The following is a 15567-nucleotide window of genomic DNA, read 5'->3' as shown; positions in this document are numbered from 1 at the left end:
GACCATCCCGGCCTGGGCTGGGCCGATCTCTCGAAGGGGAGCGGCCCAGCCCAGTTCGCGCAGACATTCCAGACGACGAAAGGAGCCGAAGATGCCGGAGACCGAACCCGAGAACATGGCGGGCGGCGCTCCCGTGGCTCGGAGAACGATGTTGGGCATGCTCGGCCTCGGTGCGGCGGGGCTGATTACCGCGCCGTACGTGCAGGCCGGTTGGGAGGGTTTGCTGGCCAAGGCATCTCAGAACGATCCGACCGGTCTCACCGGCCTGCTCCCGAACCCGGGCGGGTTCCGGTACTACAGCGTTGTCCGCTCGGTTCCCCGCAAAGGCGAGACCGACTACGAGCTGAAAATCGACGGCCTGGTGGACCGTGCGCGGACGTACACGCTTGCGGACCTGCGCGCGTTGCCGCAGACCCGGGTCGTCCACGACGTGCAATGCACCGACGGCTGGCGCGTCGAGAAGGTGCCCTTCGAGGGTGTGAAGCTGTCCGACTTGCTGGACGACGCCGGGGTCGGCGCAGGCGGCGAAGCCCTGAGTTTCGGCTGTTTCGACGGTGCGTACACCGAGAGCCTCACGCTGGAGCAGGCCCGGCGCTCCGACGTGCTGGTGGCTCTGCGGATGCAGGACGCGCCGATCACGCACGAGCACGGCGGCCCGGTCAGGCTCTACGTGGCGCCGATGTACTTCTACAAGTCCGCCAAATGGTTATCCGGCATATCGGTCACCAGCCGGGTCATCCCCGGCTACTGGGAGGAGCGCGGGTACGACGTGGACGGCTGGCTCGATGGCACGGACTGAACCGCAGACGGGAGGGCAGCCCGAACAGTGGCCTCGACGGCTCGGTGTGCGGCGGTTCACCGCAGCCGAGCGGGTGGTCCACCGCACCACCGGAACGCTGATGCTGCTGTGCGCGACGACCGCTGCCTTCCTGTATATCGGGCCGCTGGCTCAACTGGTGGGGCGACGAGACATCGTGGTGACTGTCCACGAGTGGTCGGGCGTCCTACTGCCTGTGCCGGTCCTGCTGGGGTTGTTCTCGCCGGCCTTCCGCGCCGATCTCCGCAAGCTGAACCGCTTCGCGCCGTACGACCGGCGTTGGCTGCGCGCGGTCCGTCGGCGCCTGACCGCACCGTCGGAGCGCCCCGCCGGCAAGTTCAACGCCGGCCAGAAGCTCTACGCGGGCTGGATCGCCGGCGCCGTGCTGGTGATGATGTTCACGGGCCTGCTGATGTGGTTCATGCACCTGCTCCCGGGAATCTCCCGGACCAGCGCGATCTTCGTGCACGACGTCCTCGCGTGGGGTATCGCGGCCGTGCTGGTGGGTCACATACGAAAGGCGTACCAGGATCCGGAGGCGCGGCGCGGCATGCGGACCGGGTACGTCGACCGGGTCTGGGCGGACCGGCAGCATCCCCTGTGGCTGGTCGAGGACCAGCCGACAACGGAGTGGAGTCCCGAGCTCCGGAATTGATCGCTCTGGAAAGAAAGTTCGCCGCTGAAGGCGAACCGGTCATTGCCATGATCGTCGCAGCAGATCCGCGGCGCGTTCGGCGATCGCGTATACCGTCGCGTTCGTATTGGCCGACGGAATCGCTGGTATGACCGACCCGTCGGCGATGCGCAGCCCCTCCAACCCGTGCACCCGCAGCTCGGAATTCACGACGGATGACTCATCCTCACCCATGACGCAGGTGCCGACCGGGTGGCAGTAGGAGCCGAAATTCCTTCGTGCATAGTCGCTGAGCACCGCCTCGTCGGTGACGTCGAGTCCGGGCGCGACCTCGGTGACGCCCCATCCCGCGAGCGCCGCCGAACCGGCGATCTCGCGAGCGGCCTCGATGCCTGCCAGCACCACCTCGACATCCGTTGCCTCCGTGAAGTATCCGGGGTCGAGTACCGGCGACGCGGACGGGTCGGCCGAGGAGATACGCAACGAGCCCCGGCTCACCGGCAGCATCGGCGAGACACCGATGGTGAAGCCGTTCGGTACCGCCGCAACGGGATTGGGCAGCGGGATATCGATGAAGATGATCTGCAGATCCGGCCCCGCCAGATCCGGGCTGCTGTGCAAGAGGCCGATGACCTCGCCGTGATTGGCTCGCGGCGTGGGTACCAGGCGCCGGGAACTGTGCACCAGGTTGATCCGGGGATGGTCGTGCAGATTGCGGCCCACCCCGGGCAGTGGGTGCAGCACCTCTACGTGCGCGTCCCGCAGCATGGACTCCGGTCCGATGCCCGAGCACAACAGCAGTTGTGCGCTGCCGATGGTTCCGGCGGTCAGCACGACTTCGGAAGTGGCGGTAGCGCAGTGGATTTCATCGGCCACGCGGTACTCGACACCGGTGCAGCGCTGACCTTCGACGAGGAGCCGGTGTGCGAGCGCACCGGTGGCGACACTGAGGTTCGGTCGTCCCAGCGCGGGCGCGAGGTATGCGTCGGCGGCGCTCTGCCGTTGTCCGGCGACGATATTGAGATCGACCGGACCGAAACCGTCCTCGAGTCCGCCGCTGATATCGGTGGCGCGCGGGAATCCGACCTCGATCGCGCCGGCCAGGCAGGCGCGCAGGATCTCATTGGGCTCGGTGGTCGGGCCGACGGTCAGCGGCCCCGCGGTGCCGCGGCGGGGCGCACCGCTCACGGCAGTCTCGCTGCGCTGGCGGCGAGCACGCAGCCCGCGGTATCGCCACCGACGATGACGAAGTCGTAGGCATCGGGTGAAGGCATTTCGATCATCCTTTGTGTAGTGCGCGAAGAATCCGGGATACGGTCCGAAGCGGGCGTGGTTGCCGCACAAGCGGTTCCGGATGCGTTTCGAACATCCCCGCCGAGACCGCCCAGCCGAATCCGTCGGATGACGCTGTGCTGACGTAATGGCGGCGACATCCCGTTGAACCCGGCTCCCGGCAGGGGGCGCCTCACCCAAATCTGTTGAGCGCGGGTTCGTTCGACGCGTGGCAGCACAAAGCGTCCCCTGCGCCGTCCGCGACACCGGAGTCCAGGAACCCCACCGAAACTGGATTACGTCAAGACAGCGTCATCCGACAGATTCGGCGCCCCGCCGCCAGCGGCGAAGGTATTTCCATGGCTACCGTTCGATTTCACCTGATGTCCACCCTGTCTCCCGCCGAAGTCATGCACGTGCTCACCGACTTCGGACCCACCCGGCTGTAGGTCGAGGCGCTCGGCGCCGGTGACCGGACCGAGCACGGGGGAGCCATTTCGAGCGATGAGCAGACCCTCGCCGTCGCCCGCGGTGCATTGCCCTCGTACTTCGCTCTCCCCACAATCCATGCCATCGCGGAGCGACGGCGATCCCGAAAGGCTCGTGCAATGAACCTGCCGAAGTCCGAACAACGCCTCATCGCAGAGCTTTTCGTCTGCGGCCCGGTAGCGATGCTGATCTGGTCGGAGGCTGCCAAATGGCCAAGCTGACCGTGGGTCGCGAGAACAGCGACACCATCGACATCTACTACGAAGACCACGGCAGCGGCCGACCGGTTGTCCTCATTCACGGGTGGTGCGTAGTCGGCCAGCAGACCGAACAGAGCCCGTCGCCTACGGACGACGCGGCGTGGTGGCCCGCAGGCCCCTGACGTGGTCTGAAACGATTATGTGTCTGAAAAGCCTGCGAAACCGACCGTGAGTGGCGAGAATTGTCTATGACTGCGCAGCGGAAGGAGGACCTGCCGCCGCACCGGCCCGAAACCCCTTCGGCACCAGAGGAATTGGACAATGAGCAGGCTGGCGACAGCGTGCGCGGCGATCTTGGTTGCCGCGGGCGTCACGGTCGGGACCACGGTGGTCGGCGATGCGCGGGCGGAGACGCACGGCGCACTGCCCTGCACCCCGTATACGGCGATTCTCGCGCCGGGGACCTGGGAGACGCGTTTCGATGCGGACCCGATGGTCCCGGTCGGCATGCTCAGGCCGATCGGCGATGGGCTGCAACGGCAGTACGGCAGTGACATCACCGTGCTCTATGCCCCGTATGCCGCGAGCGCTTTCGATCAGGGGCTGAGCTATGCGCAATCCCTGAGCACCCTCGAATCCCGGCTGCACCAGATGGCGAGCAGCCTGTGCGGTTCGACGCGAGTCTTCCTTGCCGGGTACAGCCAGGGTGCGGACGGGATCGGCGATTTCGCCACCGAGATCGGCAATGGCGAGGGGCCGATCAGCGCCGATCGGGTGGTCGGCGTGGGGCTGCTGGCCGATCCGCATCGCGATCCGAGAACCACACTCTCGCTGGGCGACCCGCAACCCGGTCACGGCATCGCGGGGACGCGGAGTCAGGACTTCGGTGCGCTGACCGATCGGGTGCGCACCCTATGCGTCGAAGGCGACCTGTACTGCTCGCTCAATGCCGCCACGTCCCCGTTCCTCTTTGCGCTCGGGCGGGTGCTCAGCGGTGACTCCGGGATGATCGCATCCCTGATTCCCGCGGGCATGGATCCCAGCACACTCCTCGCGCAGGCCGTGAAGGTCGGCGCCGGCTGGACGGCGACCGCGGCGAACCTGCCCGCCATTTTCCAAAGCCTCACCAACCTCCCGGATCTGATCCAAGCGGGCGATATCAGTGGCGCGCACGAGATCGCGAGCAACCTCAATATGGCCTTGGCTCCGATGGTCCAGGCAGCTGCGGGCGTGGACCTGCCTCTCATCGGCTCGGTCATCCGGGCGGCCGCGGCCATCGACCCGTCGGGCTGGACCGCCGCTGCCAGCGTGATCGCCGATGCCCTGACCCAGATCGACATCCTGCGCATCGCGGGGAATGTCGGCCGCATGCAGGAAACCCTCTGGCGCGCAGTCGAATCCCTCACCCGCAACGACGCGTCCGGCGCCGCTGCCGAAGTGGCGACCCTCGCCCCGGCCGGACTCGATCTGGCCGGCTCCGTTCTCGGCCCCCTCACCAACGCCGTACGGGGTGATCTCCGCGTCGCCGCGCAAACCCTGCTCAGCATCGGCGGTATCGACAGCATCAACGATCTGCTGGAACTGAGCCGCCAGGGCGTCGACATGGCCACCTTCTACGCCTCGAAGGCGCACGTCGACTACGGCGACGACGCACAGATACTCCTGGGCTTCCTGGGCTCCCTGGCTGCTTGACAGAACGCCGCTCCCTGCCCCGGAACCACTGGTTCCGGGGCTGCCCGCGTTGGGGCGGGTTAGGATCTGTGATTCATGGACCGGTGGGGAGCCGGACCTGAGGGGGAGCGAAACATGGTGACTACCACCGATATACCCGTGATCGGCCGCAGGGAGCGCAACAGGCAGCGGGTCCGTGCCCGGATCTACACGTCCGCGCTGGAGTTGTTCGCCGAAAAGGGCTACGACGCAACGACAATCGACGAGATAGCGGAACGCGCGGACGTGTCGCGCGGCACCTTCTTCAATCACTTCCCGCGCAAGGAAGACCTCATCACCGAGTGGGCCGAGGACCGGCGCCGCACACTGATGGACCGGATCGAGCAGCCACTCGGGACCGGGGCGAGCGACACCGGCGCGCTGCTGCACCGGTGCATGGCCGGTCTCGCCCAGCTCAGCGAGGCGCAGCGCGGAGTTACCGAGATCATGCTGACGGCGTGGGTGAAGACGGGCCGCCCCCTCACCGAAGAGCCGTACACCGCCGAGGTTTTCGCGCGGATCATCGAGATCGGCGTCCGGCGCGGCGACATCGACGCACGCGTGGATCCGGTCCTGCTGGGGAACCTCCTCCGCGATGCCTACCTCGGGGTCGTGTACCGCTGGGCGCGCCGCACGACCGGCCAGGAGCGGATAGCCGGCGAACTGCGCGACGTACTCGACGTCATCCTGCGAGGTGTCGCAACCAGGACCGCGACGCCGGAAGTCCGCTGACGCCGGCGCCGCTCGGCGCGCTGCAGACCCTGACCGGCTACCTCGACAAGGTCGCCGGGACCGAGAACGATTGGCCCGCAGCGTGACCGAACCCGCGGACTCACCGTGAATGTGATCTGGACGCCATTCGTGGTCGAGTCATGCGGATCGAATCATGCACTTTGGCACGAAATGTCCCCTAGCAGGCGCGTTCCATCCCCGTCCTGCCGTCGGAACACCGATAGATTTGCCCGGTCCGGGCCCAACGAGGGGTGGGTCCGCACATACCTTGGAGCGGACGCGGAATGGAGGCTCGATGCCCAGCGGGGCGATGCGGGAGAGGATCGCGGGACTCATGGCCCGGCGCCCGCCGACCCCGCTGCCGCTCGCCCGGCTGCAACGCAACACCACGAGGAGACACCACCCATGGAGCGTTTCGACAAGGGGCGCCGGGAGTTCGCGGCGCTGATCGGCGCGGACGCCGATGTGGCACAGGCCGAACTGCGCCGCCGCTAACCGTATCTGTTCGACGCGATGATCGAGGGCGCGTTCGGCGGCGCCCTGGCCCGCCCGGAACTCAGCCGCGCCCGGCGCGAACTGGCCACCGTCTCGATGCTGATCGCGCTGGGCGACACCGAGCGGCAGCTGGCCACCCATGTGCGGGCCGCCCTGCGCAATGGACTCGAGGCCGCGGAACTGATCGCCCTCGCCGAGCACGCCTCGGCGTACGCGGGATTCCCAGGCGCCCTCAACGGCCTGGCCGTCATCGACGAGGTGCTGGCCGAGGCGGGCCTGGACCGTCCGGCCGAGCTGCGCCGGGTCACGCTCGCCGATCACGAGACGGTGGACGACTTCCTGCCCGCAGACCGCTGACGGCCCTCAGGCCAGGGCGCTGCCGCGCTGCCAGTCCGGCCAGAGGATGGTCCAGTCACCGCCCTGGCCGATGTCGAGGGGATCGCCGCCGGTATTGCGGACTTCGACCACATCGCCGGGGTTGGCGAAGTCGAAGAACCAGGCGGCGTCCGCGGGACTGAGGTTGAGGCAGCCGTGCGAGACGTTGGTATTGCCCTGCGCCCAGACCGTCGCGGCGAGTTCGTGCAGGTAGATGCCGTCGTGGCTGATGCGGACGGCATTTCTGATGTTTTCGCGGTAGCCGAGGCCGGAGTTGACGGGCAGGCCGTAGCTGGAGGAGTCCATGCTGACGACGCTGTTCTTGTCGAGCACGGTGTAGACCCCGGGATGGGTCCAGAACGACAACACCCGCCCGCCCACCACGGCGGTACCACCCCGGCCCATGGACGTGGGCATGGTGCGAACCAGGTTGCCGTTCTCGAAGACCTCGATGTGTTTGGTGTTGTCGTCCGCGATGGCGATGTGGGAGGGGCCGATCACCACGGAGACCCGCTGGTCGTCCCGGCCGTACACGCCGTTGCCGAGGCGGGTGCCGAACAGGTTCGCCGCCACCGTGATCCGGGTGCCGGGCGTGTGATAGTTCTCCGGACGCCAGTGGGCATTGCGGTCGTCGAGCCAGTACCACGCGCCCGGCACGTGGGGCTCAGTGGTGACCTGGAGGGTGCGTTCCGCGGCGGCGCGGTCGACGGCCTCGTCGAAGTGCGCGACCAGCACCAGGCCGATGCCGTAGGTTTCGCCGTCCTGGATGTCGAGGAGATTGTTCGAGCGGAAGGAGACGCTGGTCAGCGTGTCGGGCCGGACAGTGGTGAAGACGGCGGTGGTGTCGACGTCTCCGGTCTCGCCGTTCGCCACCACCGACGCCGTATAGGTGTGGCCGTAGCCGAGTGGTTCGGAACTGATCCAGGCCAGGCGATCCGCGGAGAGCGCGCCCGGTAGCGGTCGACCGGTTTCGTCGATCCAGGAGACCGAGGTCAAGGTCCCGTTGAGCACACCGACCCGGCCGAGTTGGCGCGGACTCAACTCACGCCCGGCGGCCACGGGCGGAAACACGATGGCCGCGTGCCGCGAGGCGCGCGGGAGCAGCCCGTTGCCCCGGTAGGGCACGCTGCCGGCGACGAACAGGCCGCCCAGCCCCATGATCCCGGTCAATACTTGACGACGTCGCAACCCCAACGCGCGCTCCCTTCGACCTGATCCCGGACCCGGCTCGGTCGTGTCAGCATCGCGCCGCCGGCCAACAAGATCACGACGCCGGACGGGATCTCCACCGTTCCGTCGCGTAACCGACACCTGGCGGCAATCGAGCGGGAGTGCTCAGCGGGTCGCTATCACTTCAGCGCCGCGTGATCATTTCAGCGTCGCGTGCATGAGGTAGACGTTGTAGCTGTTCCAGGTGGAGATGGTGAAGTAGAGGTCCTCGGCGGTGGACCAGGGGTGGATGAAGCCGCCGTAGGCGGTGGGGTAGTCGTCGGTGCTGAGCAGCGGGGTCGGATCCGACCAGGTGCCCTGGGGTTCGGCGGCGGTGCGGAGCACGATCTGGTTGCGGGTGACGTCGAGGTAGACCATCCGCCACTGGTTCGACTCGGGGTCGTAGTGGATGGACAGTTCGCTGGCGGTGCCGGAAACCAGTGGGGTGGCGAGCAATTCGTTGGGGCCGTCGGCGGGGGTCCAGGTGCCGTCGATCCAGTACTGGTAGGCGGACTTGTTCAGGACCTGGTCGGCGGGGACGCGGGCGAGGCCGATGACGCCGAGGCGGCCGTTGGGTGTGCCGAACATGTAGACGTAGTCGCCGTGCGGAACCATGGTGGCGACCTGGAAGCGGCCGAGTCCGAACAGATTGTCCCAGCGGGCCCACTGCGATTTGGTCCAGGTGCGGCCGTCGTCGTCGGACCAGGCGATGCCGCCCAGGTTGGTCGACCACATGCCGGGGATCTTGGACCAGTGGTTGACCGACATGTAGGTCAGGTACTGGCGGTCGCCGACGGCGAATCCCGAGGTGGGGATGGTGGTGGTCTCGAAGTTCTTGATCTTGCGGCTGTCGAGCAGTTCGGCGGCGTGGCAGCGGCTGTTCTGCACGAAGTCGTCGAGGACCAGACCCTGCGACAGATCGCGAGTGCTGCTGTAGGCCAGCACATTGCTGCGCCAGTCCTGCTGGTCGGTGCCGGCGCCGGTGGGTTTCCAGCCCTTGCCGAAGGTGTCGCCGAACATGACGGCGACCTGGCCGGGCTTGGTCTCCCACATGAGCCCGAGGTCGGTGCCGTCGACCGACCAGCGCATATCTGTGCGATTGACCGATCCCTGCCCGGTGACCTGGTTGACCAGCTGGACCGAATCCACCTGCGGCGCCGCCACCGCCGCGGCCACGGGCGCGGGCGTGGCGGACTGGACGGCCGCGGTGGGCGCGGCCTGGGGTTCGGGTGGTTCGCCGCCCGGCACCACGATCGGGATGGGTTCGGGCTCGGTGGTGATCTCGACCTGCGGCAGCGACGCGCTGCCGCCGCCGGGCTGATTCGCCGGGGCCGGGACGGTGTCGCGGACGTCCGGGCACGGATTGGCGCAAGGATCGGCGGGCAGCGCGACCGGATCGACACGGATGTTGTCGGGCTTCGGGCCGGGCACCTGGACGGTGACGATCTGGGGCACCGGCACCGGGACCTTGATGGTCTGATTGCCCTGCGGCTGGGCGCCATTCGGGTCCGCCCGGCGATCCAGCGGGTCGAATCCGGTCTCGCCGCAGCTGTTCACCGGCGCGGGCGCCCAGGGATGCGGTGCGGCCCCGGCGGGCAGCGCGGGCAGCAGCATCGCGCCCAGTGCGACGACGCCCGAGAGTGCGGGCGCCGCAGGGAATCCGGAATGACTCGACCAGCGGCGGGATCGAATTCCCATGTGGTGTGCGGCTCCTCGTCGAAGATCGGCTGAATCACCCTAGTCCGGTTCCGCCCGCTGCGCGTAGCGGCACGAACCGGTCACGGTATCGGTCGTTCCGGCCCGTCACCGCCCACGCCGGTGGCGGCGGCGCGTCGCCGGGGCGGCAGACTGAGCGGTAATGAAGCTGCCTGATCTTCCCGACCTCCCCGTACGCCCGGCGCTGGACCGCATCGTGGCCACCCTGGGCGAATGCGGGACCGCCGTGCTGGTCGCGCCGCCCGGAACCGGCAAGACGACGCTGGTTCCACTGGCCCTGGCGGCGACCACCGGCGGACGGGTGGTGGTGGCGGAGCCGCGCCGGCTGGCCGCGCGGGCGGCGGCCGCGCGAATGGCGGCGCTGCTGGGCGAGCGGGTGGGAGAGACCGTCGGGTATGCGGTGCGCGGAGACCGCAAGGTGGGGGCCGGGACTCGGATCGAGGTGGTGACCTCCGGGCTGCTGGTGCGGCGGCTGCAGAACGATCCGGAGCTGGCCGGGGTCGACGTGGTCGTCATGGACGAGTGCCACGAACGTCACCTGGACGCGGATCTGCTGCTGGCCCTGCTCCTGGATGCCCGGGCCGGACTGCGGCCCGACCTGCGGGTGCTGGCGACCTCGGCGACCGTTGCGGCGGACCGGCTTTCGGCGCTGCTGGGCGGGGAGGGGGAGCCCGCCGCGCCGGTGCTGGAGGTGCGGGGCCGGGCCTATCCGGTCGAGCTGGAGTACGTGCCGCCGGCCGCCAGGGAGCGGATCGAGCAGCAGGTGGCGCGGGTGACCCGCCAGGCATTGGCGGGCAGCGCGGGCGACGTGCTGGTCTTCCTGCCCGGGGCGGGGGAGATCCGCCGGACCGCCGACCTGTTGTCGGGACTGCCCGACGTGGACGTGCTGCCCTTGCACGGCAGGCTGTCCGCCGCGGCCCAGGACGCCGCGCTGCGGCCCGGCGCGCGGCGGCGGGTGGTGCTGTCCACGGCGGTGGCCGAATCCAGTTTGACCGTGCCGGGGGTGCGGGCGGTGGTGGACTCCGGGCTGGCGCGGGTGCCGCGCATCGATCATCGGCGCGGGCTGTCCGGGCTTGCGACCGTGCGGGTTTCGGCCGCGGTGGCAGAGCAGCGGGCCGGACGCGCGGGCCGCGAAGGCCCGGGGTGGGCGTGGCGGTGCTGGCCGGAATACGAGCACGCGACCCTGCCCGCGTATCCGGAACCGGAGATCCGCACCGCCGATCTGACCCGGCTGGCCTTGGAATTGGCGTGCTGGGGCACCGTCGACGGGCAGGCGCTGGCCTGGTGGGACGCCCCGCCTGTGGGTGGCCTGGCGGCGGGGCGGGCGGTGCTGCGGGCGCTGGACGCGGTGGATGACCATGGGGCGGTGACGGATCGGGGACGGCGGATGGCGGCCGTCGGATTGCATCCGCGCCTGGCGCGCGCACTGCTCGACGGGGCGCGCGAGGTGGGGGCGCGGGCGGCCGCCGAGGTGGTCGCGCTACTCGATGACGATTCCCTCGCTCCCGGTATCGATCTGGCCGCGGCACTGCGGGGCCTGCGCGGCGACCGGCCCGCCCGCTGGCAGCGGGAGGCGCAGCGGCTGGCGAAACTCGTCGAGGGCGACGGCGTGGACGACCCGGCTCTCGTTGCGGCACTGGCATATCCGGAACGGCTGGCCCGCCGCCGGGCCCCCGGTTCGGCCAGTTACCTGATGGCGGGCGGCACCGCGGTGACCCTGCCACCGGGCAGCGGGCTGGGCGATGCCGAATGGCTCGCCATCGCGGTGGCCGGGCGCGACCCGGGCCAGGCCGAGGGGCGAATCCGATTGGCCGCCAAGGCCGATGAGCAGCTCGCCCGGCAGGCCGCCGCGAACCTCCTGGAGACCGTCGACGAGGTCGATTGGGCCGACGGTGATCTGGTGGCCCGCCGGGTGCGGCGCCTCGGCGCGATCGTGCTGTCGGAGCAGCCGCTCAGGGAACCGGATCCGAGCCTGGTGTCGGCCGCCCTGCTGCGCGGACTGCGCGCCACCGGCCTGGACCTGCTGCGCTGGGACGAGGGTGCCCGCAGCCTGCGGCAGCGCCTGGACTTCCTGCACCGCACCCTCGGCGCGCCCTGGCCCGCCGTCGATGACGACACGCTGCTGGCCGGCGCCGAAACCTGGCTCGCCCCAGAGCTTTCCACAGCCCGCCGCCGCGCCGACCTGGAGCGCGCCGACGCGGGTCAGGCCCTGCGCCGCCTGCTCCCGTGGCCCGAGGCCGCACGCCTGGACGAGCTCGCCCCCGAACGACTGGAGGTCCCCTCCGGCAGCCGCGTCCGCCTCGACTACTCCGCGGACCCGCCGGTGCTCGCGGTCAAGGTGCAGGAGATCTTCGGCTGGACCGAGCCGCCGCGGCTGGCCGGCGGTCGCGCCTCGATCCTGCTGCACCTGCTGTCCCCGGCCCAGCGCCCGGTCGCCGTCACCGCCGACCTGCCGTCCTTCTGGCGCACCGGCTGGCCCCAGGTCCGCGCCGACCTGCGCGGCCGCTACCCGAAACACTCCTGGCCCGAGGACCCCACCACGGTCACCGCCCACCGCGGCACCGCCCGCAACGCCAATCGCTCTGGCTGACCGGGGCCTGAGTGTCGAGGCCCCGGACGTTCTGCACGAGATCGCCTCGCACGCCTTCGAATTGGCCACCTCCGGCAAGGTGCGGCTGCCCATCACCGCCGAGTTCCCGCTCGCCGAGGCGGCGGACGCGCACCGGCTGATGGCAGGTCGCTCCTCGACCGGCAAGCTGGTGATCGCCGTCAACCCGGAGTAGCGCCCGGCCCGCCTACTGCCCGTTCTTCTCCGGCGAGAGGTTCTCGGCAGCGGTGACGCGACCGGATTCGATGGCGGCGAGCAGGGATGCGCGATCGGCCGCCGTCTGATCGGCGTAGGCCAGCGCGAAGGCTCCCATGGCCTGGTCGAAGACGTCGTTGCTGCCGAGATACGCGGCGATGGCCACCCGATCTCCCGATCGCGCGTGGCCACGTGCCAGCGTGTGCCCGCACAGGCTGGCGTACTGCCGCAGCTGTGCCGCCGACATCTCGTCGATGACCAAGGAGCCCTTCATGTCTCGCAGCTGCCGCCAGTAGTAGAACAGCCCATCGGGGCCGGTCGCCCAGCCCAGGAAGATGTCACCGGCCGACTGGGTGAGCCGCTGCCCGTGCACCACCCGGTGCCCCTGGTGCTGGAACTTGCTGCTCCGCAGGTGCGCGGCCAGTACCGAATTCTCGGCCTGCTTCACCTGGAGGAAGAGTGGATCGCCTGTATTGCGCCCGGTCAGCAGCGCGATGAAGCAGCGCGTGCCCACGCTGCCCACGCCCACGACTTTCATGGCGATATCCCGCAATTCGTACCGATCCAGCAGCACCCGGCGCTCCTCCGGCAGCGTGTCCCGGTAGTTCGAGAGCACCGAGAGCAGTTCCGTGTGTTGCTCTTTCGGTATCGGTCTGAGCAGCGGCGGATCGGCCTTGATGCGCGGCACGCCATCGGGCCCGGGTTCGGTGAGCTTGTCCAGCGCCTGCAGGCTGGTGCGCGCCCGCGCCCGGCTGATCACCTTCTCGGTCTGCTTGCGGTCATGCGGGCGCAGCAGCTCGGCGACCCGTTCGGCGTCCACCATCTCGTACCAGACGTCGGTCTCGCCCAGACCCGCCAGCCGCACCATGGCCTCGCGATAGGCCTGCGCCGCCGCGGCCGCCGCCCCGCTCGCCTCGGCGTCGTCGCACCCATTGGCTCGCGCCGCCACCGCCACGCTGGCCGCCAGCCGCTTCACATCCCATTCGAACGGCCCGGGCAAGGTCTCGTCGAAGTCGTTGACGTCGAACACGAGTGACCGCTCCGGCGAGGCGAACAACCCGAAGTTCGACAGGTGCGCGTCCCCGCACAACTGCACGGTGAGCCCGGTGTTCGGCCCGCTCGCCAGATCGGCCGCCATGATCGCCGGCGCACCCCGGTAGAACGGGAACTGCCCGGCCGCCATGCGCGCGTACCGGATCTCCACCAGCTCGGGTACCCGGGTCGCGGCCTGACGCTCCAGCACCGCTATCGGATCCTCCCGATCCGCCGCGGGCTTCCACTCACCGAGCGATCGCCGTGGCACCTGCTTCCGTGCGGCCCGCCCGGCCTCCACCGCCCCGTTACCGCCCGCCGCCGACTCCGCCTCCGATGTCGCCATGGGAGGACTCTAGTTCGACCGCTCGCGGATTCCCAGGACCCGTGGCCCCGCGGCCGGCACGATCACGCTGGTCGCAGGGCCACGGGTCCGGACACCGCCGGCGGCAGTGCCGACGGGCTCGATCAGCTTGGCTGCCCGGCGACTCCTGATCGAGCCCGCGCGACCCTCCTATCCGGCCGCGGCGTCGCGAGTGGGTGCGCCGAACCATCGGTGCAGCGCGTTCCGGAGGCTCTCCTGCGCGGCCGGGGTGATATCGTCGGTCGCCCAGGCCACATAGCCGTCCGGGCGGATCAGCAGCGCCGCGGCGGGTGCGTCGGTGGCGGTGGCGGCGATGGGCGTGACGCGGTCGGTCCAGCCCGCCGCGGCGGCGACCGGATCGAGGGCGGCGTCGAAGGTCAGCAGGAGGGGCCGGGCGTCGCGCAGGAGTTCGGCGATCCGGGTTGGGCCGCCGGCTGTTTCGAGGGCGCAGTCGGGGAAGAAGTAGCCGGACAGCCGATGATCGTCGCCGACGTCGTAGCGGATGTCCGAGCCCGCCAGCATCCCGGCAATATGGGCGGCCGCTGCCGGGAGCCGCAGCAGTTCGCCGAAAAGCTCTCGGAGAGCGGTGATTTCCGGACCGGGGGAGACCAGAGCCGCCTGGGAGAGCGAGTACATCACCACGCGTTCGGCCACCGGGTGGCGTTCGGACTCGTAGGTGTCGAGCAGGCCCTCGGGAGCCCAGCCCCGGATTTCGGCCGCGAGCTTCCAGCCGAGGTTGACGGTGTCCTGCAGGCCGAGGTTCAGCCCGGGCCCGCCCATCGCCGAATGCACGTGCGCGGCATCGCCGAGCAGGAGGACGGCGCCCTGCCGGTAGTGCTGCGCCACCCGGGTGTTCTGGCCGATCGTGCGGCGCAGCGTGTGGGGACCCGGGCCGGGCGGCGGCGTAATGGGCAGCGGGGCGCCGAGGACGCGTTCGACGCTCTCGCGCAGTTCCTCGAACGTGAGGGGTTCGTCGTCGGAAAACTGCTCGCCGCCTTGGAATTCCATGGTTCCGATGATCGGCCGGCCCGGATCGAGTTCGGCATAGATGAAGATGCCGCGTTCGAGCCGGTGATGGCCGAGTCCGAACCGGCCCACCCCGGGAATCTCGATGCCGCCGTCGCCGGAACGGAACTCGTCGGGCAGGGTGGCATGGCCGACCCGGCTGACATGCCCGTCGGAGGTGATGCCCGGGAACTCGATCCCGATCCGCTTGCGCACCAGGCTCTTTCCGCCGTCCGCACCGACCAGGAAGCGGGCGGTCAGCGGGTAGGGCCCGTCGGGCGCGGACACCGTGACCGTGACCTGCTCGCCGGCGGGTTCGATGCCGGTCAGCTCGTGTCCCCAGCGCAGGTCCACGCCGAGGTCGATGGCGCGCTTGGTGAGGATCTCCACCATCTCCGGTTGCGGCTTGAAGACGAGGTGCACCGGATTCGGTTGTACGGCGGTGAGATCCAGGGGCAGGCCGCCGAAGATGTAGCGCGGGGTCGGGGCCGGTGCGGCCGGACTGCCGCTGAACGCGCCGTACAGCCCCCGCATATCGAGGACCCGGACCACCTGCCCGGCCAGGCCGTTGGCCTTCGGTTCGGGGCTGGGTGCGGGTAGCCGATCCAGCACGATCGGGCGGAGGCCGGCGAGTGCGAGTTCGCAGGCGAGCATCAGGCCGTTGGGTCCGGCTCCGGCAATGACGATGTCGACGGTGTTTTCGGGCATGGCAAA

General features: G+C 69.7%; 13 protein-coding genes. 8 read left to right on the top strand and 5 right to left on the bottom strand.

Annotated elements, in window-relative coordinates:
• Positions 1-91 precede the first annotated feature (91 nt).
• Both ACFXHE_RS03375 and ACFXHE_RS03370 read left to right on the top strand, forming a co-directional pair.
• Positions 92-799, top strand: a complete 708-nt coding sequence (locus ACFXHE_RS03375; protein ID WP_379379338.1) for a molybdopterin-dependent oxidoreductase — start codon at positions 92-94, stop codon at positions 797-799.
• Positions 786-1472 (top strand): cytochrome b/b6 domain-containing protein, encoded by a 687-nt coding sequence (locus ACFXHE_RS03370; RefSeq protein WP_379379336.1) that lies wholly within the window; start codon positions 786-788, stop codon positions 1470-1472. Before ACFXHE_RS03375 ends, ACFXHE_RS03370 begins: the two co-directional genes overlap by 14 nt.
• A gap of 39 nt (positions 1473-1511) precedes the next feature.
• Here ACFXHE_RS03370 and ACFXHE_RS03365 read toward each other — a convergent pair whose 3' ends face one another.
• The gene (locus ACFXHE_RS03365) at positions 1512-2639 is read right to left on the bottom strand and encodes a GMC family oxidoreductase (protein ID WP_379379334.1); all 1128 of its coding nucleotides are present in this window, start codon (positions 2637-2639) and stop codon (positions 1512-1514) included.
• A gap of 781 nt (positions 2640-3420) precedes the next feature.
• Between ACFXHE_RS03365 and ACFXHE_RS03360 the strand changes: the two genes are divergently transcribed.
• The 4 genes from ACFXHE_RS03360 (at position 3421) to ACFXHE_RS03345 (ending at position 6706) form a co-directional block, all read left to right on the top strand.
• Complete coding sequence (locus tag ACFXHE_RS03360; RefSeq protein ID WP_379379332.1) at positions 3421-3594, top strand: alpha/beta fold hydrolase; 174 nt, start codon at positions 3421-3423, stop codon at positions 3592-3594.
• Between the two features lie 139 nt (positions 3595-3733).
• A complete protein-coding gene (locus ACFXHE_RS03355; protein WP_379379330.1) occupies positions 3734-5104 on the top strand; it encodes a cutinase family protein in 1371 nt (456 codons plus the stop codon).
• A gap of 114 nt (positions 5105-5218) precedes the next feature.
• A complete protein-coding gene (locus tag ACFXHE_RS03350) occupies positions 5219-5854 on the top strand; it encodes a TetR/AcrR family transcriptional regulator (RefSeq protein ID WP_379379328.1) in 636 nt (211 codons plus the stop codon).
• A gap of 513 nt (positions 5855-6367) precedes the next feature.
• On the top strand, positions 6368-6706 hold the full coding sequence (locus ACFXHE_RS03345) for a carboxymuconolactone decarboxylase family protein (RefSeq protein ID WP_379379326.1): 339 nt from the start codon (positions 6368-6370) through the stop codon (positions 6704-6706).
• Positions 6707-6712: 6 nt separating this feature from the next.
• Here the strand turns inward: ACFXHE_RS03345 and ACFXHE_RS03340 are convergent, their stop codons facing one another.
• Together ACFXHE_RS03340 and ACFXHE_RS03335 are read right to left on the bottom strand one after the other, a co-directional pair.
• Entirely contained in the window at positions 6713-7918 is a 1206-nt protein-coding gene (locus ACFXHE_RS03340; RefSeq protein WP_379379324.1) for an Ig-like domain-containing protein, read from the bottom strand.
• Between the two features lie 174 nt (positions 7919-8092).
• On the bottom strand, positions 8093-9631 hold the full coding sequence (locus ACFXHE_RS03335; protein ID WP_379379322.1) for a DUF4185 domain-containing protein: 1539 nt from the start codon (positions 9629-9631) through the stop codon (positions 8093-8095).
• A gap of 160 nt (positions 9632-9791) precedes the next feature.
• Between ACFXHE_RS03335 and hrpB the strand changes: the two genes are divergently transcribed.
• Both hrpB and ACFXHE_RS03325 read left to right on the top strand, forming a co-directional pair.
• Positions 9792-12239 (top strand): ATP-dependent helicase HrpB, encoded by a 2448-nt coding sequence (gene hrpB / locus ACFXHE_RS03330; RefSeq protein WP_379379321.1) that lies wholly within the window; start codon positions 9792-9794, stop codon positions 12237-12239.
• Positions 12226-12432 carry a zinc-binding dehydrogenase gene (locus ACFXHE_RS03325; protein ID WP_379380362.1) on the top strand — a complete coding sequence of 69 codons (207 nt, stop codon included), beginning with the start codon at positions 12226-12228 and terminating at the stop codon, positions 12430-12432. The genes hrpB and ACFXHE_RS03325 overlap by 14 nt, the downstream gene beginning before the upstream one ends.
• A 12-nt stretch (positions 12433-12444) precedes the next feature.
• Here the strand turns inward: ACFXHE_RS03325 and ACFXHE_RS03320 are convergent, their stop codons facing one another.
• Together ACFXHE_RS03320 and ACFXHE_RS03315 are read right to left on the bottom strand one after the other, a co-directional pair.
• On the bottom strand, positions 12445-13830 hold the full coding sequence (locus ACFXHE_RS03320; RefSeq protein ID WP_379379319.1) for a DUF2252 domain-containing protein: 1386 nt from the start codon (positions 13828-13830) through the stop codon (positions 12445-12447).
• Between the two features lie 168 nt (positions 13831-13998).
• A complete protein-coding gene (locus tag ACFXHE_RS03315) occupies positions 13999-15561 on the bottom strand; it encodes an FAD-dependent monooxygenase (protein ID WP_379379318.1) in 1563 nt (520 codons plus the stop codon).
• Positions 15562-15567 lie beyond the last annotated feature (6 nt).

The sequence above is a fragment of the Nocardia sp. NPDC059229 genome (genome assembly GCF_042754165.1).
GTDB lineage: Bacteria > Actinomycetota > Actinomycetes > Mycobacteriales > Mycobacteriaceae > Nocardia.
This window is presented reverse-complemented; position numbering and strand designations above follow the sequence as displayed.

Excerpts from the sequence above, each read along its gene's own strand:
- hrpB (WP_379379321.1), top strand. The coding sequence starts at position 9,792 with ATGAAGCTGCCTGATCTTCCCGACCTCCCCGTACGCCCGGCGCTGGAC.
- ACFXHE_RS03320 (WP_379379319.1), bottom strand. The coding sequence starts at position 13,830 with ATGGCGACATCGGAGGCGGAGTCGGCGGCGGGCGGTAACGGGGCGGTG.
- ACFXHE_RS03375 (WP_379379338.1), top strand. The coding sequence starts at position 92 with ATGCCGGAGACCGAACCCGAGAACATGGCGGGCGGCGCTCCCGTGGCT.
- ACFXHE_RS03345 (WP_379379326.1), top strand. The coding sequence starts at position 6,368 with ATGATCGAGGGCGCGTTCGGCGGCGCCCTGGCCCGCCCGGAACTCAGC.
- ACFXHE_RS03370 (WP_379379336.1), top strand. The coding sequence starts at position 786 with ATGGCACGGACTGAACCGCAGACGGGAGGGCAGCCCGAACAGTGGCCT.
- ACFXHE_RS03315 (WP_379379318.1), bottom strand. The coding sequence starts at position 15,561 with ATGCCCGAAAACACCGTCGACATCGTCATTGCCGGAGCCGGACCCAAC.
- ACFXHE_RS03360 (WP_379379332.1), top strand. The coding sequence starts at position 3,421 with ATGGCCAAGCTGACCGTGGGTCGCGAGAACAGCGACACCATCGACATC.
- ACFXHE_RS03335 (WP_379379322.1), bottom strand. The coding sequence starts at position 9,631 with ATGGGAATTCGATCCCGCCGCTGGTCGAGTCATTCCGGATTCCCTGCG.
- ACFXHE_RS03355 (WP_379379330.1), top strand. The coding sequence starts at position 3,734 with ATGAGCAGGCTGGCGACAGCGTGCGCGGCGATCTTGGTTGCCGCGGGC.
- ACFXHE_RS03350 (WP_379379328.1), top strand. The coding sequence starts at position 5,219 with ATGGTGACTACCACCGATATACCCGTGATCGGCCGCAGGGAGCGCAAC.